General features: G+C 39.4%; 18 protein-coding genes. 9 read left to right on the forward strand and 9 right to left on the reverse strand.

The annotated features are described in order from the left end of the window. Positions 1-6: 6 nt before the first annotated feature. Positions 7-390, reverse strand: a complete 384-nt coding sequence (locus V6C71_22345) for a helix-turn-helix domain-containing protein (protein HEY9771199.1) — start codon at positions 388-390, stop codon at positions 7-9. On the opposite strand from V6C71_22345, the gene tnpA reads away from it, so the two are divergent. Further along, positions 389-859, forward strand: a complete 471-nt coding sequence (gene tnpA / locus V6C71_22350) for an IS200/IS605 family transposase (GenBank protein HEY9771200.1) — start codon at positions 389-391, stop codon at positions 857-859. The two genes, V6C71_22345 and tnpA, sit on opposite strands and share 2 nt — an antisense overlap. A gap of 60 nt (positions 860-919) precedes the next feature. Further along, the gene (locus tag V6C71_22355; GenBank protein ID HEY9771201.1) at positions 920-1,723 is read left to right on the forward strand and encodes a DUF6544 family protein; all 804 of its coding nucleotides are present in this window, start codon (positions 920-922) and stop codon (positions 1,721-1,723) included. A 102-nt stretch (positions 1,724-1,825) separates the two neighbouring features. Here the strand turns inward: V6C71_22355 and V6C71_22360 are convergent, their stop codons facing one another. Next, positions 1,826-2,656 carry a carbohydrate ABC transporter permease gene (locus V6C71_22360; GenBank protein HEY9771202.1) on the reverse strand — a complete coding sequence of 277 codons (831 nt, stop codon included), beginning with the start codon at positions 2,654-2,656 and terminating at the stop codon, positions 1,826-1,828. A 178-nt stretch (positions 2,657-2,834) separates the two neighbouring features. Between V6C71_22360 and trpS the strand changes: the two genes are divergently transcribed. The 5 genes from trpS (at position 2,835) to V6C71_22385 (ending at position 10,351) form a co-directional block, all read left to right on the forward strand. Beyond that, positions 2,835-3,845, forward strand: coding sequence for a tryptophan--tRNA ligase (gene trpS, locus V6C71_22365; GenBank protein ID HEY9771203.1), 1,011 nt, complete (start codon positions 2,835-2,837; stop codon positions 3,843-3,845). 51 nt (positions 3,846-3,896) lie between these two features. Continuing rightward, positions 3,897-4,805 (forward strand): methylenetetrahydrofolate reductase, encoded by a 909-nt coding sequence (locus tag V6C71_22370; GenBank protein ID HEY9771204.1) that lies wholly within the window; start codon positions 3,897-3,899, stop codon positions 4,803-4,805. A gap of 329 nt (positions 4,806-5,134) precedes the next feature. Then, complete coding sequence (locus V6C71_22375) at positions 5,135-8,518, forward strand: GAF domain-containing protein (GenBank protein HEY9771205.1); 3,384 nt, start codon at positions 5,135-5,137, stop codon at positions 8,516-8,518. 243 nt (positions 8,519-8,761) lie between these two features. Further along, positions 8,762-9,364 carry a DUF4126 domain-containing protein gene (locus V6C71_22380; GenBank protein ID HEY9771206.1) on the forward strand — a complete coding sequence of 201 codons (603 nt, stop codon included), beginning with the start codon at positions 8,762-8,764 and terminating at the stop codon, positions 9,362-9,364. Positions 9,365-9,535: 171 nt separating this feature from the next. Then, positions 9,536-10,351: an SDR family NAD(P)-dependent oxidoreductase gene (locus V6C71_22385; GenBank protein ID HEY9771207.1), complete on the forward strand. Its 816-nt coding sequence runs from the start codon at positions 9,536-9,538 to the stop codon at positions 10,349-10,351. 25 nt (positions 10,352-10,376) lie between these two features. Here the strand turns inward: V6C71_22385 and V6C71_22390 are convergent, their stop codons facing one another. After that, a complete protein-coding gene (locus V6C71_22390; protein ID HEY9771208.1) occupies positions 10,377-11,468 on the reverse strand; it encodes a mechanosensitive ion channel family protein in 1,092 nt (363 codons plus the stop codon). A gap of 267 nt (positions 11,469-11,735) precedes the next feature. On the opposite strand from V6C71_22390, the gene V6C71_22395 reads away from it, so the two are divergent. Next, a complete protein-coding gene (locus V6C71_22395; GenBank protein ID HEY9771209.1) occupies positions 11,736-12,818 on the forward strand; it encodes an AI-2E family transporter in 1,083 nt (360 codons plus the stop codon). A 94-nt stretch (positions 12,819-12,912) separates the two neighbouring features. On the opposite strand, the gene V6C71_22400 is transcribed toward V6C71_22395, so the two are convergent. The 3 genes from V6C71_22400 to V6C71_22410 are packed head-to-tail and all read right to left on the reverse strand — an operon-like array spanning position 12,913 to position 14,882. After that, complete coding sequence (locus V6C71_22400) at positions 12,913-13,890, reverse strand: alpha/beta hydrolase (protein ID HEY9771210.1); 978 nt, start codon at positions 13,888-13,890, stop codon at positions 12,913-12,915. Positions 13,891-13,947: 57 nt separating this feature from the next. Further along, positions 13,948-14,514: an HPF/RaiA family ribosome-associated protein gene (locus V6C71_22405; protein ID HEY9771211.1), complete on the reverse strand. Its 567-nt coding sequence runs from the start codon at positions 14,512-14,514 to the stop codon at positions 13,948-13,950. A gap of 14 nt (positions 14,515-14,528) precedes the next feature. Continuing rightward, on the reverse strand, positions 14,529-14,882 hold the full coding sequence (locus V6C71_22410) for a hypothetical protein (protein HEY9771212.1): 354 nt from the start codon (positions 14,880-14,882) through the stop codon (positions 14,529-14,531). 219 nt (positions 14,883-15,101) lie between these two features. Between V6C71_22410 and V6C71_22415 the strand changes: the two genes are divergently transcribed. Continuing rightward, positions 15,102-15,884 (forward strand): DUF1206 domain-containing protein, encoded by a 783-nt coding sequence (locus V6C71_22415; protein HEY9771213.1) that lies wholly within the window; start codon positions 15,102-15,104, stop codon positions 15,882-15,884. Between the two features lie 28 nt (positions 15,885-15,912). On the opposite strand, the gene V6C71_22420 is transcribed toward V6C71_22415, so the two are convergent. The 3 genes from V6C71_22420 to V6C71_22430 form a co-directional block, all read right to left on the reverse strand. Beyond that, entirely contained in the window at positions 15,913-16,302 is a 390-nt protein-coding gene (locus tag V6C71_22420) for a TIGR02588 family protein (protein HEY9771214.1), read from the reverse strand. Positions 16,303-16,341: 39 nt separating this feature from the next. Next, the gene (locus tag V6C71_22425) at positions 16,342-17,256 is read right to left on the reverse strand and encodes a TIGR02587 family membrane protein (protein HEY9771215.1); all 915 of its coding nucleotides are present in this window, start codon (positions 17,254-17,256) and stop codon (positions 16,342-16,344) included. Between the two features lie 105 nt (positions 17,257-17,361). Then, positions 17,362-17,565 carry a hypothetical protein gene (locus V6C71_22430; protein HEY9771216.1) on the reverse strand — a complete coding sequence of 68 codons (204 nt, stop codon included), beginning with the start codon at positions 17,563-17,565 and terminating at the stop codon, positions 17,362-17,364. Positions 17,566-17,765: the final 200 nt, after the last annotated feature.

The raw sequence follows: 17,765 nt of genomic DNA on the forward strand, positions 1-17,765 counted from the left end.
TTGTTTTTAAACCGAGGTCGTCCATTTCTCTTGCCTTTTGAGTCTCCGAATACGAATACTATCGAACGCTAGTTTTACCCGTTTTACGCAGTCTTGAAGTACCTGAGAGTATATATTTTTGTACCAAGGTCGCTCTTGTTTGAGTTGAGGTAAAGTAGCTGATTGGCTATGCCAACTGGGATTGTTCCTTAACTCTCCACTTCCTATTTCGCACCAACGCAAACAATAATCTCCTTGAGGGATTACCAGATTGCAACGATTCATTTGCCACCAGCGAAATCTATCAGCCAACAAATAGTTGTATTGATGTCGCAACATATCTAGCCAGCGATCGATTTCTTGACGCTGACTAGCTGTTGGGTTCAATTTATACTGATAGGTTTTTCTCATGGTAAGATACAGTTTATTACTAACCGTACTTAAAACTCAATCCTTGAAAACTAGTTATCGCAGTACTCGTAGAGCAGTATTTAACTTAACCGTTCATATTGTGCTGGTGACGAAATACAGACGCAAGGTTATAGATGCCCAAATGATAGAACAGCTATCTCAGGTCTTTGATTCGGTGTTAAAGTCCTGGGACAGCGAACTAATTGAATTTAATTGCCAAGCCGACCACGCCCACTTAATCGTGTCCTATCCCCCGCACAAACTATTAAGTAGCTTAATAGCCAATTTAAAAGCCACATCTTCTAAAAGAATGTGGCTTCATCATGAGTCTTTGCTGTCTAAGGTGTATTACAAGAAGCGGGTATTTTGGACTGGTGCGTATTTCGTTGCAAGCTGCGGAGAAGTTACGATAGATGTACTGAGAAAATATGTTCAAAACCAAGATTCTCCTCCTCCCAATAAACCCTGACTGGCTTTTATCCCTCACGGGACATGAGGGTCTTCAGCCAGAAGAAAAGATAAAAATTTAGTGACTATAGTTACATTGGCGATCGCTATTTTATTAATTTTGTTGCTGATTCGTCTGAGATACGATCGCTTAGTTAGACAAATATGGCGATCGCTAAAATCTGAGCCGACTGGGACTATTTTTACCGCAGATCTGGTTGCCGATTTGGCTGAACCAGTACAACGTTATTTTTTACACGCTATTAAACCAGGAACACCTTTGGCTTCTTACGTCGAACTAGAAATGAGCGGTAGTTTCCGACTGAAACCTGATGCAGACTGGCTCAGTCTGCAAGCATCACAAATTATTTCTACAGCTTCTGGCTTTATCTGGAAAGCAAATATCGGTAAAAGTTGGCTGAAATTTAGCGGTGCAGATTATTACGCTCAGCATCAAGGTAGAGTAAGATTTTCTTTGTGGGGCTTGATTCCCATGGTTGATGCCCAAAATAAAGATATTAATCGCTCTGGTGTTGGTAGATTATCTATTGAGTATGTCTGGTTGCCGTCGGCTTTATTACCTCAAAATAATGTAGCTTGGCAGGCTATTTCTGATAATACTATTCAGGCTAATTTTCATATAGACAATGAACCCATCGCTCTGACTTTAAACATCGATACCAATGGCAAATTACTCAACGTATCTTTGCCACGTTGGGGAGAGAGAAAAGATGGTCAGTGGCAATATCTTCTTTTGGGCGGAGAAATACAAGCAGAACAAACTTTTGGCGGATATACTGTTCCTGCCAAGATCGATGCTGGCTATTGGTTTGGCAATAAATATTGGTCATTTTTTCAGGCAACTATTAAACAAGCAATTTATTAAGTTATTAGGTCATGTTTACTGAAATAGGATGAGTATTTCTCCTATACTTAGCCTTAGCGTTTGTTTGCACCGAGACACGAGCGAGTAATTTTGGCTGGCTGGTTAATTTTTAATTCCTGTTGAGCCAATCCCCTGAATAAACTGTTTCTGACCAATTAAAAACAGCACTAATACGGGAATAGTAGCAATTACCACCGCTGCCATCAGTAATGACCAATCACTAGTAAACTGCTCTTGAAACTCAGATAATGCTAACTGTACCGTTCTCAATTCAGGGCGGGTAGTAAACACCAATGGCTTAAACAAATCATTCCATTCTCCAATAAAGGTAAACAGAAATAAGGTAACTATAGCAGGACGAGATAAAGGTAGCATGATGCGCGTAAGAATCTGTAGACGATTTGCACCATCCAATGCAGCAGCCTCTTCTAATTCAATGGGAATACTGGCAAAATATTGACGCATTAGAAAAATGCCAAAACCACTGGCTGCGGTAGGCAAAATCAGTGACCAATAGCTATTGATTAAATGCGTCCACTTTAAAATAATAAAAATAGGTATTACTAATAATTGAAAAGGTATTACCAAAGTAGCCAAAATCAACAACAGCATGGCTTGTTTACCTTTAAATTTAAGTCTAGCTAAGGCATATCCTGCCAGGGCAGAAGTAACTATTTGAAAAGCAGTAACTCCCAAGGCAACAATAGTAGAGTTAGCAAAAGCCAGTAAAAATTTTCCCTGATGCCATGCTTGCTGATAATTAGCTAGGGTAAAATGATTATCGGCAGTCGTAAAAGAGCTTTGAAGCACAACTATTAGAGGAAATAAAACAATTATTACTCCAATAATTAAGCCAATTAAAGTTAATAGTTTAGACCAAGAAAGAGGGAAAGTGGCTAAAAGCGATCGCGGTTTCATAAAATAAGCTGGCACTTAAAAATAAGTAACAAACATAATTGAATCGGTTATCAATGTCGCATTCGGGATGCTTCATCCTTCATCTGTTGGTTAGTTAATCAGCTAAAATCATGTAATACTAATTTTCATAGGTATATTCCTCTTTTTGTGAGGAGCTAAGAGAAAACTCAGGAGCGAAGTTTTTAGACATAACATGAGCAAAAAGCGGGTATTATCAGGGATTCAAACTACTGGCAATTTACATTTGGGTAACTATCTGGGTGCGATTCGCAACTGGGTAGAAATACAGCAGGACTATGATAATTTCTTCTTTTTTGCCGATCTTCATGCTATTACTGTACCCCACGATGCCAAATTATTAGCAGACAATACTCTGAAAATGGCAGCGGTGTATCTAGCTAGTGGTATTGATTTACAATGCTCGACTATCTTCGTTCAGTCTCATGTATCTGCTCATAGTGAGCTTGCTTGGTTACTCAATTGCGTTACGCCCCTTAACTGGTTAGAAAGAATGATTCAGTTTAAGGAAAAAGCCGTTAAACAAGGCGAAAATGTAGGTGTCGGACTACTAGACTATCCAGTGCTGATGGCAGCAGATATCTTACTTTATGATGCTGACAAAGTACCTGTTGGCGAAGACCAAAAGCAACACCTGGAGTTAACCAGAGATATCGCAGCTAGAGTTAACGATCGCTTTGGCAACAAAAAGCAGCCAGTTTTAAAAGTGCCTGACCCCATGATTCGTAAAGAGGGAGCAAGGGTAATGAGTCTTACTGATGGTACTCAAAAAATGTCCAAGTCCGATCCTTCCGAACTCAGCCGCATTGAGCTACTCGATCCTCCTGATGCGATTAAAAGAAAGATTAAAAAATGTAAAACCGATCCAGTAAAAGGACTGACTTTTGACGATCCAGAACGTCCTGAGTGTCACAACTTGCTTACTCTGTATCAAATTCTGGGTAACAAAACCAAACAAGAGGTTGCAGTAGAATGCCAGGATATGGGGTGGGGTCAATTCAAACCGCTGTTAACTGAAACTGCTATTGAAGCTCTCAAACCTATTCAGAACAAATATCATGACTTAATGGGCGATCGCGATTATCTTAATTCCGTGTTGCGCGAAGGTGCAGAACAAGCTAGTAATGTGGCTAACCAAACATTATCTAGAGTTAAAGATGCTTTAGGATTTTTACCACCCTGTTGATTCATCATCAATCAATTTTTTAACACTTATAAAAATTAGAGTATATATTCAATGAGTGATAATCTTCAACAAGCAGCTCTCAATAAAGATTTTCTAGTCACAGCGGAAGTTGCTCCGCCTAAAGGGGGAAACCCAGCGCGGATGCTCGAGGTAGCATCAACATTAAAGGGTAGGGTTCATGCCGTCAACGTCACCGATGGTAGCCGTGCAGTCTTGAGAATGTCATCTGTGGCTGCTTCAACAATTCTGCTGCATCATGGTATCGAACCACTATGTCAGGTTGCCTGTCGCGATCGCAACTGCATTGGATTACAGGCAGATCTTATGGGTGCTTATGCTTTGGGTATTCGTAACGTTCTCGCCCTTACAGGAGATCCAGTTAAAGCAGGAGATCACCAAAAATCTCGATCGGTATTTGAATTAGAATCTGTCAGGTTACTCAAGCTGATTAGCAAGCTTAACAGTGGAGTTGATTTTAACGATAAGGCAATGCCCGATGAAGCCTTAAATTTGTTTGCTGGTGCTGCTGTCGATCCACAACTCAAAAGCTGGTCTAGTCTACAAAAAAGATTCGAGAAAAAGCTAGAGGCGGGAGCGCAATTTTTCCAAAGTCAAATGATTACTGATTTTGACAAAATGGATAAATTTATGAGCCAAATTGCCTGTGTTAGCGATAAACCGATCTTAGCGGGAATATTTCTCTTAAAATCTGCTAAAAACGCTCAATTTATCAATAAATACGTGCCTGGCGTTAACATACCCGACACCACTATCGAACGTTTAGCCAACGCTGAACAACCGCTTCAAGAAGGAGTTAAAATTGCAGCCGAACAAGTTAAGCTGGCTCAAACTATGTGTCAGGGAGTACACCTGATGGCAGTTAAGCGTGAAGACTTAATTCCTGCAATTTTAGATTTGGCAGAAATTAAACCTATATCTACATCGGTTCATAGCTATTAGCTCTTAGCTATTAGCTAAAAAATAGTTAATTAACAATATAGTTTATCGAGCATATAAAACTGCTGTAATTCACCTCAGACGTAATTAATCAATCACGATACAGCAAGATGTCTCAAGCGAATCTTGAGCTTTTCGTATTTGGTATTCGCTAACAATTTCTTAAAACTAATGTAATATTAAAAGTTAAGTAAAAACACGTACATATCTGGAAATTTTTTAGTAGCTTTTATCAAAAGTAATTTGCTTACCTTGCGCTTTCTTATTCTTGAATAATTTACGCTCAACACCCAATTTAAAAAGGGTGTATTTAATGTTAATGAATAGCCAAAATGTCTGTAAATAAAACCAATAAAGGCAATGAATTTAGTTCTTGGGTAACGGAAACTAATACCAATTCTGAGACAACTTTAACTCATATCTCCCAGAATTCTGCTATATCAATTGAAGCCTCTACATTAGCTATCTTTGAATTAGAAGCAGAGCAAGTTAATTCTCATTCAAAGAATGTCAACCAAAAAGACGAATTAATTGTTGAAACCAAATCAATTTTTCAACGCTTAAAAGCCAAAACAGCAGCTGCTTTAGTCGGCAGTGCGGTAATGCTGCCCATATTAGCAGTAGGGACAGCAACATATTACTTTGGTAGTCAAGCTATTAATAAACAAACAATCTTGGCAAAACGAGCTAATATTGATTTGGCTGAAACAGAGTTAGGACGACAACAAAAACTACTAGCGGTCTTGTTAATTGGCACTGGAACAACAGCTTTACTGGCAGGTGCTGTGGCTGCTTTAGGCACGAATCGGCTGTGGAATGCGTCGAAAAGATCCAGAGAGGAAACCGCCGCCGAAGCGGAAGCTCGATTATATAGAGATTCTATTGATAATTTAAGCCAGTCAGATTCACAAAAAGATATTGTCAAAGCCATTGTTGAAGAGGCACGCACCTATCTAAATTGCGATCGCGTTATCGTTTATAGCCTCAATCGAGATAAACAAGGCGTGATAGTAGCAGAATCAGTAGTTGCTGGCTACCCACAAGCATTAGGCAAAACGATAAAAGATCCTTTTGAAGCTAGAGATCTCCACAAGTACCGCGATCGAAGAGTTAAGGCGATTAACGATCTTAATCAAGTCGAGATGACTTTCGATCATCAAGAACAGCTAGAAGATTTAGAAGTCAAGGCTAATTTGGTTACGCCGATCATTAATGACGGGAAGCTCTTTGGTTTACTAGCTGCGCATCAGTGTAGTCAACCGCGCCACTGGCAGCAGGAAGAACTAGAGTTTTTATACCAGCTAGCTAAAAAAGCCGCTTTAGCTCTGGAAAATGCTCAGTTGCTGGATGATCTGGTTCGTTTTCAAACTCAGGCAGAAAGAGAAAGAAAATGGACGCATTACTTTAACGATGCGATTCAATACATCCGTCAATCAATCAAACAAGAAGACATCCTCGAAATCAGTGTCGAAGAAGTCAGAAAAGTCTTAAACTGCGATCGCGTTATCGTTTATAGTCTTAATCAAGATAACTACGGGGTAGTGGTGGCCGAATCAGTGACAGCGGGTTATCCCAGAGCCTTAAACCAAACCATTGCTGACCCCTGCTTTGAAGCCAGATATCTCGACAAGTATCGCGATGGCAGAGTTAGCGCCATCAATGACATCTACGCAGCCAGAATGGCTCAATGCTACATCGAAAAGTTAGAAGAGCTAGAAGTAAAAGCTAATTTAGTCACGCCAATTCTCAACCAAGGGAAGCTATTTGGTTTACTAGTTGCACATCAGTGTAGTCAACCGCGTCACTGGCAGGATTACGAAATTCGCTGGGTAACTCAGATTGCCACTCAAGTAGGTTTTGCCCTCGATAATGCCCAAGTATTAGCAGCCTCAACGACAATCCAAATTCAGGCAGAAAGAGAAAGAAAATGGACGCATTACTTTAGCGATGCGATTCAATACATCCGTCAATCAATCAAACAAGAAGACATCCTCAAAATCAGTGTCGAAGAAGTCAGAAAAGTCTTAAACTGCGATCGCGTTATCGTTTATAGTCTTAATCAAGATAACTACGGGGTAGTGGTGGCCGAATCAGTGACGGCGGGTTATCCCAGAGCCTTAAACCAAACCATTGCTGACCCCTGCTTTGAAGCTAGATATCTCGACAAGTATCGCGATGGCAGAGTTAGCGCCATTAATGACATCTACGCAGCCAGAATGACTCAATGCTACATCGAACAGTTAGAAGAGCTAGAAGTCAAAGCTAATTTAGTCACGCCAATTCTCAACCAAGGGAAGCTATTTGGTTTACTAGTTACACATCAGTGTAGTCAACCGCGCGACTGGCAGGATTACGAAATTCGCTGGGTAACTCAGATTGCTACTCAAGTAGGTTTTGCCCTCGATAATGCCACACTACTGAGAAAATTTAAGAATGATGCTTTACCAACGCAACTATTGAACAATTTTAGTCTAGGTATTAGTCCAAGGGTGAACCAATCAAAACTTCTGGAAATTGCCGTCGAACAAGTTCGTCAGGTAATTCAGCTCGATCGCGTTATGGTCTATCAGTTTGAGGCTAACGCTCACGGAAATATCGCAGCCGAAGCAGTTGCACCTGGTTATCCTAGAGCCTTGAATTGTCATTATGAAGAAAAATATCATAATGCTAGAATTGAAGCGATCGCTAATATCGATCGGGCTAATTTAACTAGCGATCGCTTAGAACAGTTAGAAACGTTAGCAGTCAAAGCTAGTCTGACAGTACCAATTTTGCAGGACGAGCAATTATTTGGTTTACTAATTGGACATCAATGCCAACAGTCTTACTTGTGGTCACAGTCAGAAATAGATCTATTTGCTCAATTGGCTCTCCAGTTGGGATTTGCCATTGAGCGAGTTAAGTTAAGAGAAGAATTAGCTCTAGCCCAAGATTCCCGAAGCAATGAGGTAGATAAACAGCAGCTAGAACAAACGAGTCTCAATCAACGGGTATGGCAAGTAATAAGAGAAAATCAGGCTACGTTGCCAAGTCTCAAAGCAGCCAAGGGCGATTTTCTCAATCAAGGGTCAGAAATTATCAATAGCGATTTAGCACGCCAGCAACTCAATGATGGAGAAATAATACTTCAACCAAAAAATATTCAGCTAGAAGATAATTTAATTTCTACAAAACTGGCGATCGCTGAAGCTACTGATAAAGTTGAGGTCTTAAAACAGTCTCATCAAAACCTTGACGAGATGGTAAATCTAATCAACGATCTCAAAAAAGAGATCGATCGCCCAGTCAGTCAAACAAAACCAGTCCAGTTACCGACGGGAGAAATTATCGTTGAAACAAGTGAGAGATTATCTCGATCCCGCTTGACGGGATTCTATCGTCCTGACCAGCAGGCTAGACCTGCTGAAGCTGGCTTAAGGTCGGTGCGCGCAACGCATCAGCTGGCTTGGTTAGAAGATACAACGACCGAGTCAACTCTGACCGTTGGTGAGATAACTTTAAACCCAGTAAACAAGCACATTTCTGAACTAGATTTTATTAAAGGACAACTTGTTGAAAAATCCCAATCAGCACCGAGTTTAATCTTGATAAATCAATTTGTGGGAGAGATTACCAATTTATCAGAACAAATCTCACAACAATCTCTAGTCGTTACTGAATCTTTTCAAAAGCTAGCTACATTTGCCAAACAGCTATCAGATCGCGAAAAGCTCTAAGAGTTTGTATTTATTAGCTTTTAGCTTTTTAAGAACGCAACCAAGATAATAACTTTACTTTTCACGTTGTACCCTTGTGGTATATCCCAATTTAGCAAAGTTATATTTATGCTTACAGGGAATTTTAGTTGAGTATAATTTATTACTTAGACAAATCAATGTGGTCTACCCAATCCAAAACTGCTGTAAATTATCTACCCTATTTAGTAAATAGTTATAGATTGAACACTACTTCATAGATTAATGGAAATTATTGTTGCTTTGTGCTTAGGAATAACTCTTAGTGCTGCCTGTGGCTTCCGCGTATTTGTCCCGCCATTGGCGATGAGTTTGGCAGCTATGTATGGACATTTTCCCTTATCATCAAATTTTGAATGGTTAGGCACAAAAGAAGCGGCGATCGCTTTATTGTTTGCGACTATTTTGGAAGTCTCGGGATACTATATTCCGATTGTAGATAACTTGCTCGACACCGTTCAAATACCCCTTGCTGTCGGTATTGGGACAATAATAACTGCTGCTACCTTAGGGCATACCGATCCTGTACTGCAATGGACTTTAGCAGCGATCGCGGGAGGCGGAACAGCAGGCATTATAAAAACACTAGCTGGTTTGACTCGGTTGGCTTCTACAGGAGTAACAGGAGGTTTGGGTAATTTTATAATTGCCACCATTGAAGCAATTGGCTCAATTTCTTTATCTATATTGGGTCTGACTTTTCCGCTTTGGACTGGCGCGATCGTTCTGGCTATATTGATTATTGGAATTGTTAAAATACTAACCAATCCCCCAGCCTTGTTTAACAAGCTGAGGGTGAGTCAGGATGAGGTAGTAAGTAGCGAATGATTATATAAGCACTCGAAGCAAAGGTTAGACACGTCGATCAAAAGCTATTAGCTCGTTTTATAACTAACGTCCTAATCTATAGTTCACTGGCTATATCTTTCTATTGATGCCAAAATACCTTGCCAATTACTAGAATTTAATCAGCAATAATTACCGATTACTTACTAAAATATGTCTCCAACTGCTTTTATTACTGGTGCGTCTCAAGGAATAGGCAAAGCCACCGCTTTATTATTTGCCAAAAATGGTTACGATCTGATCGTTACGGCTCGTACTCAAGATAAGCTAGAAGCGGTTGCCGAAGAGATTAAAAATTTAGGTAGACAAGTAATTGCGATTCCTGCTGATATAAGCGATCGCTCAGCTACAGAAGCAGTAATTAACCAGGGTATCGAACGCTTTTCACAGATTGATGTTCTGGTGAACAACGCAGGTATATGTATGAGTGCGCCAATGTCTCAAACTACTATCGAAGATTGGGAGAAAATCATCAACACCAACCTATGGGGCTATATTTACACGCTCAACGCGCTGTTACCCCATTTTATCGAGCGCAAGCAGGGAAATATTATTAACGTTGGTTCTTTTGGGGGTAAAGTTCCCTTACCGAAGATGACGGCATACTGCACTACCAAATTTGCCATAACTGGTTTGACTGAAACCCTGCGTTTAGAATTAGAACCTCAAGGTATTCATGTTTCAGCAGTTCACCCTAGCATAACCAATACTGACTTTTTGGAACGGGCTGTCTTTAAAGATCGCGATCCTGAAGCAGAAGCAAATCGGCGCAAGTCGATGGAACAAGCGTTAACTACTCCCTTAGTCAGCCAACCAGAAGACGTAGCTAAGGCAATTTGGCGTGCGGTTAAACATCCTCAAGGCGAGATAGTTGTGGGTTCGGCTAAAGTCCCCGCTTTGTTAAATCGCCTCTTTCCTGGGATTACGCAAGGAATGATCGGGTTAACTACCAAATCTAATTTAGTTTAGAGCGCGATCGCGCTACTAATGAAAGTTAATCCCCGAAAACCGCATTAATTGGCGCATCAGTAGATAAGCCGTTGAAGTAATTGATCTGAGTTGGATAAGCAAACTCGATGCTATGTTCGGCGAATTTAGCCTTAATCGCCAGGTTAATTTCTTGTTGAGCATTCATGTAGAGGGTATAGTCGCTGGTATTGATAAAATAGACTACTTCAAAATCTAAGCTATATTCACCATAGCCCGAAAAATGAGCACGATCGCAGGTGACATTTTCCGTCTTCTCAATAATTTCTTTAATCAAACCAGAAATTTTGACCAACTGTTCGGAGGTAGTTTCATACACTACGCCAAATTTAAACACGATTCGACGTCGCTGCATTCTTTTAAAATTGCGAATTCTTGAACCTGTCAAATCGGTATTGGCAATAATTATTTGTTCACCGTTAATACTTCTCAGCCTAGTGGTTTTAATTCCCATATATTCGACTGTGCCTACGTAATCACCGACAATAATAAAATCTCCCAGTTCAAAAGGATGATCTAATAGGATTGAAAAATAGCTAAACACATCCTGTAACACTCCTTGAGATGCCAAAGCGATCGCTACACCGCCAATTCCCAAACTAGCTACCACCGCTGAGATATCAAACCCCAGGTTGTCCAACAAAAAAACCGCCCCAATTAGCCAAACAACTACTCTCATTGCGGGAATTAAGGCATTAATACTCTGTTGGAGATTAGCATTATCTCGCTGATAGGTCAGCCAATAAATCTTAATTAGATGCTCTAGGGAGGCTGTAAATAGCCTAATGGCAAAGATGGTTGAAACGATCACCATCATAACTTTGACGACTCGCTCTAATATTGAATGCAGAGTTAAGTTGCTAATAGCGAGGTAAATACTTGCTATATATGCAATCGGAATTAAGTCTCTTTCTACGATGCTAACAATAGCATTATCATATATATTTTCGGATTTGGCTGCCCATTTTCTTAGGCTGTTAAATGTGGAACGTCTAAATATCTTAATTAGCAAGATACAGCATCCTAAAGTTATTCCCGCTATTAAATAGTCACTGAGTTTGTTGCTTAAAAAATTTAGGGACAGAAAGTTAAAATTCATATATCAATTAGACTATATTTTAAGATAGGCTCGAACAGGTAATATCAATACCCGCACTATTATTACCTCTACAATTACGATTTGGCATCTTTAAAACTGATGTTGGGAAATATTTAATTACAGCCTCTAAGCAGCAATCTGTATACTTTTTCCCAGCTCAAACATTTAACTTTTTGGCGATTTAATAAAACAATCTTTAGGCAGATGACTGTAATTAAATAAACTACTAAATTAAGACATTCGGGATTGGAGATAAAAACTTTGCGTTTGGGTACATTAATTGGATTTTTAGCGATCGTTACTTCCCTATATATTCTGTGGCGAATTAAGCAGGTACTATTACTAGCTTTTGCTGCGGTTGTCTTTGCCACTGCAATTAATCAGTTGGTCAAAATATTACAACAAAAATTTAAATTAAATCGAAAAATGGCGATCGCGATCGCCGTTACGGGAATATTAACTTTTATTATTGGCTTTATTGCATTAGTCATACCGCCATTTATCGATCAATTTCAGCAACTGATAGATTTAGTTCCCGTTGGTTTAGAACAGATTAATAGTTGGAATCGAGGGCTGCGCAATCTATTACCAAATAATTTGCTTAATGAAGCTAGAGGATTAGACTCTTTAACCCAAAATCTTCAGTCTTTGCTAGACCGATTAATTGGCAACTTCTTCGACGTGTTTTCCAGTACTTTAGGTGTATTTATTAATTCCCTGTTAGTCATAGTAGTAACAATAATGTTGCTATCAAATCCGACTCCTTATAGGCAGATATTCTTTTTGATGTTTCCCGCGTTTTATCGCCAGCGAGTCAGAATGATTCTCAAAAAATGTGAAAAGAATTTGGGAGGCTGGGCAATTGGCATCTTGTTTAACATGGCGGTTATCGCCATATTAAGCGGGATTGGGCTACTAATTTTGGGGGTTAGACTACCCTTGGCTAATTCTTTATTGGCAGGTATTCTAACTTTTATTCCCACTTTAGGGCCTATTTTGAGTGTAGTTCCACCAGCAGCCATGGCATTATTAGATGCGCCTTGGAAAGCATTAGCGGTAATTATTTTATATATTGTTATTCAACAAGTTGAGAGTAACATTCTTACTCCAATTGTGATGGAGAAACAGGTGCATTTGTTGCCTGCGGTTACACTTTTGTCTCAAATAGCTTTTGCAGTATTCTTTGGTATTTTGGGATTGTTTTTAGCTTTGCCGATTACGGTAGTTGCTCAAGTTTGGCTGAAAGAAGTTCTAGTTAAAGATGTATTAGATCGTTGGCAAATAGACAATGATGTTAATAGATTTAATTCACGTAAGTTAGGTATGAAAAAGAAGATATCAACTAAATAATTTTGGCTTTGAAAAAAGTAATAATATTTAGTAAATTTTAAAATATTTAGTTTGACCTAAAGACTTATACAATAGCGCGATAACAGGCATATAATTAAATACTCATTATTGCGTTAACATAACCTGTAACCTTCTCAAAAGCTGGTATGGCTTGCCTACAGAATACAGGAAAACTCATAAAGCCATGTATCATTCCCTTGTAGTCAACCAACTCCACAGGAGTTCCTGCTTCTTGCAAACGCTGGGCATACATTTGTGCCTGATCGTGTAGAGGATCGTACTCGCAAGTGATAATCAAAGCTGGGGGGAGATGACTCAAATCTTCTGCTAGCAGTGGCGAAAAATAGGGTTGCGAAATATCAGCCTCATCGCGGGCATAATAATTAACAAAACATTCCATGCGAGACTTGGTTAGCAAAGGTGCAGCAGCGTGTTGTTCCATAGAAGGTTGATCGAGTTTGCCACTGGTAACAGGATAAAGCAATATTTGACTGGCAATTGATTTATTTCCCTGTTCTTTAGCCATCAAGCACACTGCGGTGGCTAAATTTCCTCCCGCGCTGTCTCCCATAATTATTATCTGTTTTGGGTTAGCCTTAATACTAGCGGCATTTTCGCTAGCCCATAAAAAAGCATCATAGCAATCTTCTAAAGCTAGGGGATATTTAGCAAAAGGTGCAAGACGATAACCTACAGCTAGAACGATCGCGCCTGTATTGTGAGCAATACGCCGACACATTTGCTCATAAGTCTGAAAGTTTCCATAGACCCATCCACCACCATGAAAGAAGAGAATTAACGGTAATGATGTCTTAACTGAAGGATAGTAAAGTCTAATTGGTATTTGTCCGTGACGACCGGGAATATTTCTTGAAATTACTTGTGTTAGCTCAAATTTCTTGCCCGCAAAAATGCTCTGTATAATTGAGGGAATTGGTCTTTCAGATAACAGACGAAGTTCTTCCAGACTCATTTGCTCTATTGGTTTAAACAGATTCAGTAAGCGTTCGAGCAGACTAATCCGCCAATCAAGTTTATATTGGCTTTTATGTGCGATCGCTTCGTTATTCATAATTTAAACAAAATAGATCATTTTGAGATCGACAGCGCCAATATTTTTAGCATATTCTTAACCATGAGGATCTAAAAGCTGGACTGTGGTGGCTTGGGGACCCATTTCGCCCATAGTTTCTTTATATCTAACCCCGCTACCTACTGCAAGTCGCTCAAAATCATCGTTAGTTACGCTATTGCGATGAAAATATATTTCTTTTCCCGTACTGATTTCTTTAATGAAACCATACCCTTGTTCGGCAAATAGTTTGGTTACCATTGCGCTTACTTGCTGTTCTGGATGTACTTTTCTTTCTCCTTTTTGTTCTGTAGTAATGCTGATTATCTGACGGCGTGCAGCGTCAAAAGCATCGCGAATTACTGCTTCTAAGGGTGGATATTGTTTACCAATATGCGGATTTTGCACCACAGCTATTTCCCGACCGTGAGGGATTGTAATATCAATGCTTACCCGATAGGGTGAACCGCTACTAGGATGATCGTTATTTTTTTCTATTACCACGCGACAGCTATTCATATAGTCGCAAAACTGCTCGAGCTTGGCTATTTTTTCTTCAACTAAGTTTTGGATTGCGCTGGTTTTTTCTAGGTGGCGGTAAGTAATTTCTGGATTAATTTTCATTTAGTTTATCTCGTTTATGCGTAAACAATCTGTTTTTTTTCAAACTGTAATTCAATTAGTTTGCGATAAATCATGGCAAAGGCATCGGCGATCGCGCCCTCCACAGAGTCTTCTGCCGCTGGTTGAGGTAAACGTAAAGTGTATAGATCGACTCCCTCAGGCAAACTTAAATTAATACTAACTAAATAAGAATAGTTGGTTTCTGTTGCTTTATATTTAGCAATATTTGCTACCTTTACCTGACAGTTTTGAACCTCATGACAAACCTGGATTAATCTGGTAAATTTATCTTTAATAATTGAGTCAACTTCTGACGTTTCTTCAAGTGCTAAATAGTTAATTGTTAAAGGATTTGCTAATGTTTTCACGAACTAAAATATTGTTTATTATAGGTGCAAAGTACCTCATAGTATATACTTGACCATATTTGCGCTACATCTGTCTCCAGTAACAGCTAATAGCTGAAATTCAGCTTGTCTTTAAAAATAACCCTAATTGGGGCAAATTGATCCATATATTTAGATAGATTTCAAAAAATACCCAATTACCTACACTTAAGAAAATTTAAGTAATCTATTTGATTTATTATGGAAACATTAGCCAGGTTTGGTTATGTCGCTAAAGGTTTTGTCTATGCAGCGATTGGAATTCTGGCATTACTAGCAGCATTTAGTGTCAATGGTGGCAAGACTACAGATACTACGGGAGCTTTAAATGCGATCGCCAGACAACCTTTTGGAAAAATATTATTAATTTTAATTGCTATTGGCTTAGTCGGATACGTCATTTGGCGACTGATTGAGGCAATTAAAGATCCTGAAAATAAAGGGAGTGGCGCGAAAGGGATATTTGCTCGATTGGGATATTTGCTCAGTGGATTAGCGTATATCGGGGTAGCTGCTAATGCAGCCTCCCTCGCTTTTGGTAGCAGTAGTGGCGGTGGAGGTAACTCTAAACAAGACTGGACGGCTATGGTTATGCAACAGCCTTTTGGTAGATGGTTGGTTGGTCTGGCTGGTGCAGTTGTAGTCGGCATCGGTTGTTACCGAATTTATGAGGCTTACAAAACTAAGTTCCGCAAAAAGCTCAATTTAAAAGAGCTTAGTAATCAACAACAAAAATGGTTGGTTAACATCAGTCGTTTTGGTATAGCTGCTAGAGGTGTAGTCTTCATCATGATTGGCTTCTTTGTTTTACAAGCTGCCAAAAACTACGATCCAAGTCAAGTGAAAGGTTTAGATGGAGCATTGCTAACCTTAACACAACAACCTTCTGGTCAAATTCTGTTGGCTTTAATGGCTTTAGGCTTAATCGCATATGCAATTTATCTCATGCTACAGGCGCGCTATAGTCGTATTAAAATAAATTAAACTTAATCAAATGCTCAATCACAAATAACTACGGTTGTTGATAACTGGCCACCCTAACCGTTAATTCTCCCTGTTGTGGATTGCGACTAAAAATAAACTGCCCAGATCTTTTTTCGTGGCGAGAGAGAAAATCTATTTGTTGATTACCAGTTTCCACAGTCTCTTCAGCAATAGAAAGTTCGCCCACAACTTCTACTGCGTTAGCAGCTTCTCCCCCATAGTTGCTCACCGTGAAAGGTACATAATACTGCTGCTTGATCTGGCGAATTTCCGAGGTGGTGACTGATAAGATCGGCGGATTAGTATCTCCTGTAATCCAAATGTAGCATACTAAAGCAACAATAATACTTACTATAAATAGAGAAAGACCAAAGCTAACTCTTTCAGCTAGCGATTGCCTACCAGGTTTTTTTGGCATTAGTTTATCGATCGATTAAAATTCAATGATTTAACCAGTTTACACTGCTAAACGCCCCGCAGCACCACCAATGCTGGCAGGTAAGCTTAAAATTATGCCGTAGCGCAACCAGAGAAACCAAGGATCGCTAAGGGAAATCTTTTGAAAAAACCAGAGCATCATCATTCCCACAAACAATGACAATATATAAGAGATAATTGTTTCACTTTGAGGAGTCTGAAATAATCCTGATTGCTGGCGACGCTGTTGGTAGTTGGTAATTGTTGAGGCAAAGACAATAGCATAAGATATCAAAAGAGAGGCAGCCATAATTAATAGTAGCCACGGAGAAGTAGCAGAAGCTGCCAACATGGTTACTTCATCGGTAGGTGCAATGCTAAAAGCGACAAATAAAGCGCCAATTATGGTTGCACTGCAATCGGCTATGGCATCATGCCAGACTCTGGACTTCTGATTACGAGAGGAAGATGAAGAACTGTTGCTTTGGTTATTAGCTTCTGAATCACGTGGATTTCCACTTATTAGCGATCGCGAAAATGCTACCCCTACAGAAAAAGGAACACTTTCAAAGATAATTTGGCCTAATGCTTCGCTTAAAGATGTTTGCAAATCTATGCGTTTTAAGATGATTAACATCAAGGCAGAACAAACAATGCCAATAGCTAAAGTTTCAAACGTTTCGGCGATCGAGCCAGGCCAGGTTTCGCTTTCTCGTGGTCGAAAACCTTCAATCCGATTAATTAACAACACGATAATAAAAGTAATGGCCAAGATGCCTAGTAAAACAGGCGGTTGAACATAAGCTCCAATAAACCAGACTTCCATTGTATATAGTAAGGGAATGCCAAAGAGAAAGCCTCCTGAAGCACCACCAATTATTTCTTGAATTTCTGATTGCCAATCATCGCCATATACACGGCGGCGATCGTTTAAAGATTGATTACGATTACTCACTATGACTAAAGCCAAACCCAATAATTTTAGACAGCAAAAAGGTCGGTAGACCTATTTTTAGTTTACAATCTGCTACCAACCTTCTATGAGCGACAGAAACTTTATTTAACGAGCATCTGTACCCTGGTTAGGAGCGCCAGGTTTACTCTCTTTTGCTCCTGGTGCTTCTGCTTGCGCGCCTTCACGAGTATCTTGATTACTGTCCATACCTGTTTGACGATTCGCTGAATCGACGTTGGTTATGTCTTCATTTAATTCTTCATTGCTAGCGGCAGGAGTTTGGTTTTCGTTTTCTGGTTTGTTATCCATAATCTAATTTTTTAGTTATTTAAATTGGTTCTATGTTCAATTATTGAGAAGGAACGAAACAAATCAACCTATCTTTAGATATAAAAAGTTAAATCACAGATTCACTGCCTTAAATCTAAAATTTAGAGGATCAATGCTCATATCGGTAATACTTCAAAATTAATTGAGTCAAGTAAATTGGAACTTTAATCTTGCCGTAT

The sequence above is a fragment of the Coleofasciculaceae cyanobacterium genome (assembly GCA_036703275.1).
Classification (GTDB): Bacteria; Cyanobacteriota; Cyanobacteriia; order Cyanobacteriales; family Xenococcaceae; genus Waterburya.